10 protein-coding genes are annotated in these 11,661 nt (G+C 62.9%); 2 read left to right on the top strand and 8 right to left on the bottom strand.

The window, feature by feature from the left end; genetic code table 11:
• Both EN990_RS20065 and EN990_RS20060 read right to left on the bottom strand, forming a co-directional pair.
• Positions 1-857 (bottom strand): cobyric acid synthase (locus EN990_RS20065; RefSeq protein WP_127388355.1); only part of this gene is annotated, 857 nt, incomplete at its 3' end.
• Positions 857-1,471: a dimethylsulfonioproprionate lyase family protein gene (locus tag EN990_RS20060; RefSeq protein WP_013531208.1), complete on the bottom strand. Its 615-nt coding sequence runs from the start codon at positions 1,469-1,471 to the stop codon at positions 857-859. The genes EN990_RS20060 and EN990_RS20065, both read right to left, overlap by 1 nt.
• Before the next feature lie 144 nt (positions 1,472-1,615).
• Between EN990_RS20060 and EN990_RS20055 the strand changes: the two genes are divergently transcribed.
• On the top strand, positions 1,616-2,782 hold the full coding sequence (locus tag EN990_RS20055) for an isobutyryl-CoA dehydrogenase (protein WP_127384791.1): 1,167 nt from the start codon (positions 1,616-1,618) through the stop codon (positions 2,780-2,782).
• 25 nt (positions 2,783-2,807) lie between these two features.
• Complete coding sequence (gene mmsB / locus EN990_RS20050; RefSeq protein ID WP_127369756.1) at positions 2,808-3,692, top strand: 3-hydroxyisobutyrate dehydrogenase; 885 nt, start codon at positions 2,808-2,810, stop codon at positions 3,690-3,692.
• Between the two features lie 336 nt (positions 3,693-4,028).
• On the opposite strand, the gene EN990_RS20040 is transcribed toward mmsB, so the two are convergent.
• From EN990_RS20040 to EN990_RS20015, 6 genes are all read right to left on the bottom strand, one after another.
• Entirely contained in the window at positions 4,029-6,464 is a 2,436-nt protein-coding gene (locus EN990_RS20040; protein WP_127388354.1) for an FAD-dependent oxidoreductase, read from the bottom strand.
• Between the two features lie 193 nt (positions 6,465-6,657).
• Positions 6,658-7,302 (bottom strand): cytochrome c oxidase assembly factor Coa1 family protein, encoded by a 645-nt coding sequence (locus EN990_RS20035; RefSeq protein WP_024501290.1) that lies wholly within the window; start codon positions 7,300-7,302, stop codon positions 6,658-6,660.
• Positions 7,303-7,383: 81 nt separating this feature from the next.
• The gene (locus EN990_RS20030) at positions 7,384-7,749 is read right to left on the bottom strand and encodes a hypothetical protein (protein ID WP_127384790.1); all 366 of its coding nucleotides are present in this window, start codon (positions 7,747-7,749) and stop codon (positions 7,384-7,386) included.
• A gap of 142 nt (positions 7,750-7,891) precedes the next feature.
• The gene (locus EN990_RS20025) at positions 7,892-9,271 is read right to left on the bottom strand and encodes an aspartate aminotransferase family protein (protein ID WP_127365792.1); all 1,380 of its coding nucleotides are present in this window, start codon (positions 9,269-9,271) and stop codon (positions 7,892-7,894) included.
• A gap of 48 nt (positions 9,272-9,319) precedes the next feature.
• Positions 9,320-9,460, bottom strand: a complete 141-nt coding sequence (locus EN990_RS20020; protein WP_082826679.1) for a capsid protein — start codon at positions 9,458-9,460, stop codon at positions 9,320-9,322.
• Between the two features lie 68 nt (positions 9,461-9,528).
• Positions 9,529-11,601 carry a prolyl oligopeptidase family protein gene (locus EN990_RS20015; RefSeq protein WP_127384789.1) on the bottom strand — a complete coding sequence of 691 codons (2,073 nt, stop codon included), beginning with the start codon at positions 11,599-11,601 and terminating at the stop codon, positions 9,529-9,531.
• Positions 11,602-11,661: the final 60 nt, after the last annotated feature.

Genomic DNA, 11,661 nt, shown 5'->3' with positions numbered 1-11,661 from the left:
ACCTCGACCTGCGGCTCAGCCTTGAGCGGGTCGAGATCGTCGAAATTGGCGATGCGGCCAAGCATCGGCACCGCCACCTTCAACGCGCGCGCTTCGCCGGACGCCAGCCGCTCCAGCACCACCGAATCTTCCGAAGGCAAGCGTGCCGCCGCCTTCAGCCACGGAACGACACCGAAACAGCGCCAGCCCGTGAATGTCTCGATCGACTTCAGGCCGTCGTCAAACAGCGAAACGTCGCCGCGGAACTTGTTGATGAGATAGCCGGCGATCATGCGCCGGTCCTCTTCCGGCAGGATCAGATGCGTGCCGGCCACCGAAGCGATGACGCCGCCGCGATCGATGTCGCCGACCAGCACCACGGGCACATCGGCGCGCGTGGCAAAGCCCATATTGGCGATGTCGCGGCTGCGCAGGTTGATCTCGGCCGGCGAGCCGGCGCCCTCGACGATGACCAGATCGGCGCCCTCGCCGACCTTGCCCCAGGACTCCAGCACGGCGTCCATCAGCCGGCCCTTCATCGCCTGGTAGTCGCGCGCCCGCGCTTCCCCGAACATTTTGCCCTGCACGATGACCTGCGCGCCGACATCGGTCTGCGGCTTCAGCAGCACCGGGTTCATGTGGACCGATGGTGCGACACCGCAAGCGATCGCCTGCAGCCATTGCGCGCGGCCGATCTCACCGCCGCCGGCATTGTTGTCACCTGGAATTTCGGCGACGGCGGCATTGTTCGACATGTTCTGCGGCTTGAACGGCCGCACCTTCAGCCCACGCTTTTTTGCCGCGCGGCAGAGGCCGGCGACCAGCACCGTCTTGCCCACGTCGGAACCCGTGCCTTGCAGCATGATCGCTTTGGCCATCAGTCCCTGCCCTGCGCCACGGTTCCGGTGATATCGGATTTCTGCGCCAACGGCCCGCCGCGCCAGATGTACAGCGCCAGCAACGGGTCTTTGCCCGTGCGCATGGCGTGATTGACGTTGGAAGCGTGATGAACGACCTCGCCGGCCGTACGCATGCAAAAGCCGCTCTCGCCCATGCGCCATTCGGTGCCGCCGGTCAGCGGAATGTAGATTTCCTCGGCGACGTGATGGTGGTCGGGATAGACGATATCTGGTCCAAGAATCAGCAGGCCGGCGGCGGCCGCGTCATTGGCAAAGTGGCCACGTGTGCCGAACACTTCCAGCCAGCCGTAATTCTCGATGAACTCTTTCCCGAAATCCGCCTCGCCATAAGTCTGCCCCCAGCGGAAATCATTCCGACGTCCGGCAAGCAGTTGCACCAGCGGCTTGGCATCCGGAGGCGCCAGTTCGGCGGCGCGATCGAGATGGCGCAGGCAGGCAAGCGGACGCGGCTCTAGCGTGCGGGCCGGCATGTCCCAGCCGATCCGGGCCACGGCATCGCGCATCAGGACATGATCCACGGTCGCAAGGTATGCGTGGAACCGGCCCAGCAGTTCATCGAATTTTGTCGTCACATCTTGCTCCGGACATGCATTGATGCACAGCCGCTCCGCAGGGGATCGGGTTGCGCGGCGGCATCATTGGTCTAGATTGGTGCGCGCGCAAAGCCAAAAACAACAGGCCAGCGAGCTAGCTGGCCAGCACACAGGGAGCACGCCATGGACGCCGCGGTCGATGCGAGCACCAGCCAATTCGAACTCAACGAGGAGCAGCGCGCCATCCAGGAGATGGCGCAGGCCTTCGCCGCCGACCGTGTCGCACCGAATGCGCTCGATTGGGACCGCAACAAGCATTTCCCGGCCGACGTGATCCGCGAGACCGGCCCGCTCGGGCTCGGCGGCATCTATATCAGGGACGATGTCGGTGGCTCGGCACTTGGCCGGCTCGACGCCGTGCTGATCTTTGAGGCGCTGTCGCACGCCGATCCGGCCTTTTCGTCCTTCATCTCGATCCACAACATGGTGGCCTCGATGATCGACCGTTTCGGCAATGACGAACAGCGCCAGCGCTTCCTGCCCAAGCTCACTTCGATGGAATGGCTGGCCAGCTACTGCCTGACCGAGCCAGGCTCCGGCTCCGACGCCGCGGCGCTCAAGACCCGTGCGGTGAAGAGCGGCGGCGACTATGTGCTCAACGGCACCAAACAGTTCATCTCCGGCGCCGGCGACAGCGATGTCTATGCCGTCATGGTGCGCACCGGCGCGGACGGGCCGAAAGGCATTTCCACCATCGTCGTGCCCAGAGATGCGCCGGGCCTCTCCTTTGGGGCAAACGAGTACAAGATGGGATGGCACATGCAGTCGACCCGCCAGGTCATCTTCGAGGATTGCAAGGTGCCGGCGGAGAACCTTCTGTCCGACGAAGGCGCTGGCTTCGGCATCGCCATGGCCGGGCTCGACGGCGGCCGGCTGAACATCGCCGCCTGTTCGCTGGGCGGCGCGCAGTCGGCGTTCGACAAGGCGCTGTCCTACACCGCCGAGCGCAAGGCTTTCGGCTCGAAGATCAATCAATTCCAGGCGCTGCAATTCAGGCTGGCCGACATGGAGACCGAGCTGCAGGCGGCGCGTATCTTCCTTTATGCCGCCGCCTCGAAGCTCGACCGCAAGGCGCCGGATGCCGGCAAATGGTCGGCGATGGCCAAGCGCTTCGTCACCGACACCGGCTTTAATGTCGCCAATGACGCACTGCAGCTGCTCGGCGGCTACGGCTACCTGCACGACTACGGCATCGAGAAACTGGTGCGGGACCTGCGCGTGCACCAGATCCTCGAAGGCACCAACGAGATCATGCGCGTCATCATCGCTCGCGCGCTGATTGGCCGTTGAAGCCAGCAACTCTGGGAGACAGACAATGACGACGATCGCCTTCATCGGCCTCGGCAATATGGGCAATCCAATGGCCGCCAATCTGGTCAAGGCCGGGCATGCGGTGAACGGTTTCGACCTCGTTCCGGAAAACCTCACCGTCGCCAAGGAACATGGCGTGACGATTATGGCGAATGCCTTGGCCGCGGTGAAGGATGCCGACGTGGTGATCACCATGCTGCCTGCAGGCAAGCATGTCCTCTCCGTCTACGAAGACATCGCGCCCAAGGCCAGGCAAGGCGCACTCTTTATCGATTCCTCGACCATCGACGTCGAGTCAGCCCGCAAAGCCCATGCCGTCGCCAGGAAGCACGGGCTGTCGTCGATCGATGCACCGGTCTCGGGCGGCACCGGGGGTGCCGCAGCCGGCACGCTGACCTTCATGGCGGGAGGCTCCGATGATGCCTTCGCTGCCGCCGAGCCGATCCTGAAGCCGATGGCCGGCCGCATCGTCCATTGCGGCGGCGACGGCGCCGGCCAGGCAGCAAAGATCTGCAACAACATGATCCTCGGCATTTCGATGATCGGTGTCGCCGAAGCCTTCGTTCTGGCCGAAAAACTCGGCCTGTCGCATCAGGCGCTGTTCGACGTCGCCTCGACCTCCTCCGGCCAGTGCTGGTCCTTGACCACCTACTGCCCGGTGCCCGGCCCGGTGCCGACTTCGCCCGCAAACAAGGACTACAACCCAGGATTTGCAGCCGCCTTGATGCTGAAAGACCTGAAATTGTCCCAGGAAGCCGCGCAAGGTGCGGGTGCTGTAACGCCGCTTGGTGCCGAAGCGGCTCAGCTTTATGCCTTGTTCAACGCCCAGGGACATGGCGGCGTCGATTTCTCCGGCATAATTAATTTTCTCAGGGGTAGCCCGGCGTAACCCGCGGATTTGGCGGATTTGGCGGATTTTTCCGGTTTCCTTCGGTGGAAAAAATGAAAATTTAGATTTGCTTAAGCTCTCGATAACTCCGCGGTAACGATGTCCCTATAAAACGGACTGTGAGGCGGACATCTCATCCGTCCGGCGCTCCGGATCAGGTCTCGCGTACCGGAGCCCGTAAGTTTCGACAAGTGCCATAAGTTTCGCAAAGTGTTTGCGTAGCGAAGCGCCATGCGTATCTGGCAAAACCGCGTTCCCGATGGAGCGCGGTTTTTGCGTTTTACCCTGCAGCACGTTTGAGACATCGATGAACCGGAAACTGTACTCCGGGATACCTCACATGCGCCCGCGGGCGCTTTCCGGATCATAGGGCGAGTCGGCGATCACCTTTGCCGCGCGGCGCTCGCCGAGGATCGAAACCTCGAGCTCGGTACCGGGCGACACAAGTTCCAGGGGCAGCAGCGCAAGTGCTATGTCGTGACCAAAAGTGTAGGAATAGCCCGCCGAGGTGATGTGGCCGACGAGCTCGCCTTCGCGGTAAACGCCCTCGAAGGCGAATGCGCTCGCACCATCCGTGTCGATCGACAGTGTGGCGATCCGGCGTGTAACCTGCTGCTGTTTCGCGACCAGTGCCGCCCGGCCGATGAAGTCCCTGTTGTCGAGGCTGATGAAGCGCTCGAGGCCGCTTTCCCAGGCGGACAATTCGGGGTTCATATCGCGGTACATGGCCCGGTAGGATTTATCGAGACGAAGCGATTCCAGCGCTTGAAGTCCGACCAGCCTCAGCCCGTGTGCCTCTCCCGATGCCAGAAGCGCATCCAGCAAATGCCGCTGGTAGCAGAGTGGATGATAGAGTTCCCATCCCAGCTCACCCGAATAGTTGACACGCAGCAGCCGTACGTCGCTGGCCATGCCGACGGTGCCGGACTGTACGCTGAACCATGGGAAGGCCTCGTTGGAGAGGTCGATCTCCGTCAGCGGCTGCAGTATGTCGCGCGCCTTCGGCCCAATCACCGTGAAGCTGCCGCGATCCTCCGTGACGTTGCGCAGATGCACGCTGCCGTCCTTCGGCAACAGCCGGTCGAGATCGTCAAGGTTCCAGCGTTCGGCGCGCGGCGTCGATATGAGATAGAACAGGTCGCTCTGCAGCCGCGCCACCACATACTCGGCCTGCACGCCGCCGGTCGGCGTCAGGTGATGGGCAAGAGCGACACGACCGGGACGCGGCAGTCTGTTGGCCAGGATTCCGTCGAGCCAGCCCTCGGCGCCCGGCCCGCCGACCTCGAACTTGGTCATTGGTGTCATCTCGACCAGACCGGCGGCCTGGCGGACAGCCTGGACCTCTGCGGCGACGTGGTTCCCCTTGGGGGTCCGGCGCCAGCTGTAGACATTGCGCGCCTCGACACCCGCGGGCGCAAACCAGCTCGGCATCTCCCAGCCGTTCAACACGTCCCATACCGCGCCAAGCTGACTTAGGCGGTCATAGGACGGGGCCGTTTTCTGCGGTCGCGCCGCCGGCATGTCCTGGCCCGGATAGTGCTGTACGGCGTGGGTGCCCCAGGCTTCCCGGACCTTGGCCCGGGTCCAGTTCTTGTTGGCATAGCGGCCGAACCTGCGGGGATCCAGCTCCGCCGTGTCGATGCTGTTGCCACCCTCCACGATCCGTTCGGAGAGGTAGTAGCCAATCGCACCGCCCCAAAGGATGCCCCCCGGCACCCCTTCGGCGAGCCAGACATTCTCCAGGCCCCACGCCTGCCCCATCAGCGGCAGCTCATCGGCCGTCATCTGGAAAGGTCCTCGCACATTGCGCTTGATGCCGGCGCGCCCGGGCGCGGGAACCAGTTCGGTGGCGCGCTCCCAGTTCCAGGAAACGGCATCGAAATCTTCATCGAGCAGATCGGCGCCGAACCATTCCGGGACGCCGTTTTCGGCGAACAGCTTGAGCTGCTCGGTGCGCTCATAGGGACCGAACATCAGCCCGTCTCCCTCTTCGCGCAGATAGCCCTCGTAACCCTCGTCCCTGAGGATCGGCATCTCCGGAAGACCAAGCCGTTTGCGTTCCACGATTTCGGGAACCGCCTCGGTGATCCAATACTGGTGCAGGATCGGAATCGCGGGAATGTCCAGGCCCAGCATGGCGCCTGTCTGGCGTGCGTAATTGCCTGTTGCAAGGATGACATGTTCACAGACGATCTCGCCGCGTGAGGTCTTGACTCTCCACTCGCCGCTCGGCATCCGCTCGAAACCCACGACCTCGGTATCAAGATGGATCTTCGCGCCGAGGTCGCGTGCACCCTTGGCCATGGCCTGGGTGACATCGGCGGGTGCAATGTGGCCGTCATCGGGATGGTAGAGGGCACCCAGCATGGTGTTGTTGTCGAGCAGCGGCCAGATCTCGCGCGCCTCCGCGGGCGATACGATCCGGGCCCGCACTCCCTGGACCTCGGCAACGTCCATGTAGCTTCTGTACTCGTCCAGCCTGTCGCGCGTGTTGGCAATGCGCAGTTGCCCGCATTTGTGCCAGCCGACGTTCTGGCCCGTCTCCGCCTCCAGGCCTTCATAGATCGCGATCGATCTGGCGATCATGCGGCCGACATTGCGGCTGCGCGCGTAAGAGGGGATGAGCCCCGCGGCATGCCATGTCGAGCCGGCCGTAAGCTGTGTTCGCTCCAGCAATGCCACATCGGTCCAGCCGCGCTTTGCCAGGCCGTAGAGAATGCCGGCGCCCACACAGCCGCCACCGACCACGACCGCACGAAAGGAACTCACCATATGCGCGTGCCCTTGTCTGAAATTGCCACCGGTCCACATGAACGCATGCGCATACTGTCAGACAGCATCCGGCTTTTCAGCATATTTCCTTGTCTGGAACGCTGCAGCGGTCACCCGACTGTTGGGCCACGAAGCCGGCCGAACTGTCAGCTGTCCCGCCCGCGTTCAGGCCGCTTTTTTGCGTTTTGCCCAGCTATATTCCGATTGCAGCATTCGGGATCGGGACATGATCTTCGTTGATCAGCACGATCGGCGCATCGGCTCCCTCGACCCTGACGACCAGCAGGCGCAGGCTCCACGTGCCGGCTGTCCGGACAGCCGTCGAATAGGCCGTGCCCTTGCCCCTGGCGCCGTGGACCGGAATGCCGAACTGGGCGTCACCAGCCCCATTCGCATCGACGTTGAGATGGCCGCCGACCCAGAAACTGTCGGTCAAATCATCACCCAACGCCGCCTTGACGCGGTCGTCGGCGCGAAGCCTGTCCATCGTCATGAGATAGGCATCGCTGCCTTTCAGGACGTAGGGAATGCTGCCGACCATCGTCGCGCAGCCGCCAATCCCGACCACCCAGACGGCAAGGCCGGCGATTGCCCAGTTGCGCTGCGTCTTGCGAAACTGCTCCGGGTCGCGCCAGGCGCGGTTCTGCCAGGCCCAGCGGCTGCCGCGTGCGCCCAGCACGATGATCATGATGATGTTGACGACAGGGATCAGCGCCAGCAACGCAATGAAGGTGCTGTTGCCGATGCCCCAGATCCAGTTGAGGAAGAAGGCGCCCCAGTTCCAGCGGTCGAGTTCGGCTGGAATTTCAGCCGGCTGGTTGAGCGGTTGTCCGGCCATCATGTCCCCAATCGGTAACGTACGGACTGATTCTAGCGCATGCGCTCCTCGATGCGCAAAATCAAAGTTTTGCAACCCCGGTCAGGTCTTGTTGGACAGCCGGCGAAAATTCGCTTTCACGGCACGGCTTGCCGGCTTCAGCGCGGCGCTGATCGAGCGCTCCGCCGCAACCCCGTTGAACAGCGACGGCGTGCGGCCGGAAAAGACTTCCGGCCAGAACCGCGATGCCGATTGCAGGAAAGACATTTGTGCCGCAAACGCGCCTTCGGCCATAGCGGCGGTCTTCTCGTTGACCGCACGCGCCGTCTCCGTACTCCATGGCTGGCGGCTCGCGCCATCCATGGCCATCAACGGCAGCCGCATCATCGCCACCAGCGGCGCCAGCATCAGGTCGCCGCCGATGCTGGCCGCTTCTCGCGTCCGTCGGCTCTTGCCGGTTTTTCTCATGGAAACAAACCCCTTGTGGCGGCCGAATCAGCCGCTGCCCCACACACTACGCGCTTGTGATGGAATTCGTTCCCTCGCCGCTTCGGCATGGTCTCAAGGCTGGGCGCGCCCGCCGAAGAGCGCCCAGCCAAGGGGTCGAGTTCTACCGCTTGCGAAGATCGGCTTGCGCCAGATCCAGCGCCTTCGAGATGCGGTCGCAGGCCATATCGATCGTATCGCGGGTCCAGATCAGCGGCGGCGACAGGATCATCGTGTCGCCGGTGGCGCGCAGCATCATGCCATTCGTGATGGCGTGATCCCGCACGGTTACCGCCGCACTTCCAGCCGGCAGGAACCGCTCCTTGGTCGCCTTGTCCTTGACGATCTCGATCGCGCCCATCAGTCCGATCGAACGGACCTCGCCGACCAGATCATGTCCGGCAATGCGCTCCTGCAACGCCTTGGCGAAGTAAGGGCCGGTGTCGTTCCGGACGCGGTCGACCAGCCCTTCGCGCTCGATGATCTCGAGGTTCTTCAGCGCCACGGCGCAGGCCACCGGGTGCCCGGAATAGGTGTAGCCATGGTTGAACTCGCCGCCCTTCTCGACCAGCGTCGAGGCGATGCGGTCGCCAACCAGCAATGCCGACAGCGGCTGATAGCCCGAGGTCAGCGCCTTGGCCGTGGTGATCGTGTCTGGCTCGATGCCGAGTGTCTGTGCGGCAAACCATTCGCCGGTGCGTCCATAACCGGTGATGACTTCGTCCAGCATCAGCAGGACATCGTATTTACGGCAGATGCGCTGCACTTCCGGCCAATAGCTCGCCGGCGGTATCTTCACGCCGCCGGCTCCCATGATCGGCTCGCCGATAAACGCGGCAACCTTGTCGGCGCCGGCTTCGAGGATCGCCTCCTCGACAGCCCCGGCCGCGCGCAGACCGAAATCATGATCGCTCTCGCCAGGCAGCGCCAGCTCATAGGCATAGGGCATCATCACATGGACGATGTTGGGCACCGCACCGTTGAGCTGCTTGTGCATACCATCCATGCCGCCGAGCGAGGTGCCGGCAACGGTCGAGCCGTGATAGGCCATCTTGCGCGAGATGATGCGGTTCTTCTCCGGCTTGCCCTCCAGCACCCAATAGTGGCGCACGAGGCGCAGCGCGGTGTCGTTGGCTTCCGACCCGGAAGAGCCGTAGAATACCTGGTTGACGTGCTTCGGCGCGATCTCCGCCAGCTTCTTGGACAGCAGCACTGGCGTCGGCGTCGAGCATTTGAAGAAGGAGTTGTAGTAAGGCAGTTCCTTCATCTGGGCATAGGCGGCCTCGGCCAGCTCGTCACGGCCATAGCCGATGTTGACGCACCACAGCCCGGCCATGCCGTCGAGGATTTCAGCCCCCTCGGAATCGTAGATGAAAGGGCCGTTGGCATGGGTGATGATGCGCGACCCGGCCCCGCGCATTTCCTTGTGGTCGGTGAACGGATGCAGATGATGCGCGGCGTCGATCTGCTGAAGCTGCGTCAGCGAATAATTCTGATAGGTCATGTCTGATCTTCCCTCTGGATTCTATCCGGCCAAGCCGGGGCGAATGCTTCAGAGGCAGAGAGGTGGCGAATAGCCGATGCGGGCACACAGCCGCAAAAGCTCGGCGCGCAGCGTGCGCGGTGACGGCGTCACCGCGACCCGCAATGCGCGAGCCTCAAATGCGTCAATCAACGTCCTGACGAGAGCCATGGAAGCCACCTTAGAGCAAAGGCTGCTCGAGGAGAACCACCCTTTGCTTGGCCCATAACTGAATGACTCTAGGCCTTGGCTGTCAGCGCCCTTTGCAGGAAGACATATTTCATCGCCGTCTGCGCCGCCTGCGGCCGGCGGTCGCCACGCCCGCCATGGCCGCCCTCGGTCTCCTCGAAGAACAGCGTCCTCGCATGGCCGGCTTCCTGCAAGCGGGCGGCCATCTTGCGCGCATGGCCGGGATGGACTCGATCGTCAGCGGTCGATGTGGTCAGCAGCACAGGCGGATAGGCGGCAGCGGCGTCGACATGCTGGTAGGGCGAGTAGGCTGAAAGCCACTTCGCGTCTTCGGGTTTCGACGGATCGCCATATTCGGCCATCCACGAGGCTCCAGGCGGCAATTCGGCGTAACGCAGCATGTCGAGCAGCGGCACCTCGATGATGACGGCGCCGAAAAGCTCGGGATGCTGCGTCAAGGAAACGCCGGTCAGCAAGCCGCCATTCGAACCACCCTGGATGCCGAGCGAGCTTGCTGTCGCGATGCCGCGCTTGACGACGTCCTGCGCGACCGCTGCGAAATCGTCGAATCCGTTTTGGCGATTGCCCTTGAGCGCCGCTTGATGCCAGGCCGGGCCGAACTCGCCGCCGCCGCGGATGCATGCCTGCACATAGGCATTGCCTTTCTCCAGCCACAGCTTACCACGCACGCCGGCATAGCCGGGCAGCAGCGGCACTTCGAAGCCGCCATAGCCGTAAAGCAGCGTCGGCACCGGACCTTTCTGGTCGCGCCGCCTGACGACGAAATAGGGGATCATCGTGCCGTCCTTGGAGCGCGCCTCGAACTGTTCCGAGATCAGCGGCGAGGCATCGAAACGCGCCGGCTGCGACTTCACGGTGGCGAGCGTCTCGCCATTGTCGTCGGACCAGATGATCGAACTCGGGGTCAGGAAATCGGTGAAGGAGAAGGACACACTCGAGCCGAACTGCTCGGCATGACTGATGCCGACATTGCCATTTTCGGGCAGCGCCACCGGTTTCAGCGACCAGTTGCCATCCATGCGCTCGCAGACGACGACTTTGCCGCGCACATTGTCCATCAGGCTGACGAACAGCCGGTCCCGCGTGCGGGCAATGCCGGCTATGGAAACGCGATAGGCCGGCTCGAACAAGGTTTCGACAGGCCCGATCGCGCCGGTTTCGACCCAGCGCGCCAGGTCCAGCGAATAGAGGCCGTCGGGCTTGCAAACCGTGCCGTCGGGCGCCGTCCATGCACTGCGCACGCCGAACACGAGCTGATCCCTGAATATTGCCGTATCGGTCATGTCGTCCGGTAGCGGCAGCTGTTTGTTTTCGCCGGAAGGCAGCCGAAGGAAGATGTGCGAAGCGAAGAAATTCAGCGTTCGAGCCAGGACCAGATAGCGTCTGTCACCGTCGTACTCGACAGCGGCACCAACGGCGAGATCCTCTTTCTGCGCCTCGAAGATCGGCGTTGCGTCTTCCAGCTTGGTATCGCGCTTCCACAGCTTTATGATTCGCGGATAGCCGGACTCGGTCTTGTCGGCCTCGTCGAAAGCGGCCGAAACAATCACGGTGTCCTTATCCAGCCAGCTGAAACCCGACTTGGAAGCGGGTGCACGAAACCCACCCTCGACAAACGACTTGGTCGCGATGTCGAATTCGCGCATCTCGCTGGCGTCGCCGCCATCCGGCGACATCGAGACAAGGCAAAGGTTGAAGTCGGGATAGAGCCGGCTGGCGCCGCCAAAAACCCATTTTATCCCTTCCTCCGCCGCAAGCTGGTCGAAGTCGATGATCGTTTCCCAGTCGGGCTTCTCGGTCTTGTAGGAAGCGACGGTCGTGCGGCGCCAGAGGCCGAGCACATTGGTCTTGTCCTGCCAGAAATTGTAGACATGGCCGGCTTTTGCCGCGCCGACAGCGATGTTGTCCTCGGCCGTCATCAGGTCGAGCGCGGTCTGGAACGACGCCTGATAGAACGGATCGCCCTGCAATTCACCAACCGTGATCTCGTTCTGGCGATGTACCCAGTCCAATGACTGCTTGGCCGTCCTGTCCTCCAGCCAGAGAAAGGGATCGTCGGTCGTGGGGGCGGAATTCGGCGTCTGGGTGGCAGGCTTGGTCATGAGGTCTCCGATAAACGCGTTGCTTTGAAAAAGCCAACGCCGACAGGCCGTCGATATTCA

The sequence above is a fragment of the Mesorhizobium sp. M7A.F.Ca.US.005.03.1.1 genome (genome assembly GCF_003997975.1).
In the GTDB taxonomy this organism is placed as follows: Bacteria; Pseudomonadota; Alphaproteobacteria; order Rhizobiales; family Rhizobiaceae; genus Mesorhizobium; species Mesorhizobium ciceri.
Note: the sequence above shows the minus strand (reverse complement) of the source record. Positions and strands in the feature narration are given on the sequence as shown.

Bases quoted from the DNA above. Each gene is read 5' to 3' on its own strand.
- EN990_RS20055 (WP_127384791.1), top strand. From the start codon at position 1,616: ATGGACGCCGCGGTCGATGCGAGCACCAGCCAATTCGAACTCAACGAG.
- mmsB (WP_127369756.1), top strand. From the start codon at position 2,808: ATGACGACGATCGCCTTCATCGGCCTCGGCAATATGGGCAATCCAATG.
- EN990_RS20040 (WP_127388354.1), bottom strand. From the start codon at position 6,464: ATGGTGAGTTCCTTTCGTGCGGTCGTGGTCGGTGGCGGCTGTGTGGGC.
- EN990_RS20035 (WP_024501290.1), bottom strand. From the start codon at position 7,302: ATGGCCGGACAACCGCTCAACCAGCCGGCTGAAATTCCAGCCGAACTC.
- EN990_RS20030 (WP_127384790.1), bottom strand. From the start codon at position 7,749: ATGAGAAAAACCGGCAAGAGCCGACGGACGCGAGAAGCGGCCAGCATC.
- EN990_RS20025 (WP_127365792.1), bottom strand. From the start codon at position 9,271: ATGACCTATCAGAATTATTCGCTGACGCAGCTTCAGCAGATCGACGCC.
- EN990_RS20020 (WP_082826679.1), bottom strand. From the start codon at position 9,460: ATGGCTCTCGTCAGGACGTTGATTGACGCATTTGAGGCTCGCGCATTG.
- EN990_RS20015 (WP_127384789.1), bottom strand. From the start codon at position 11,601: ATGACCAAGCCTGCCACCCAGACGCCGAATTCCGCCCCCACGACCGAC.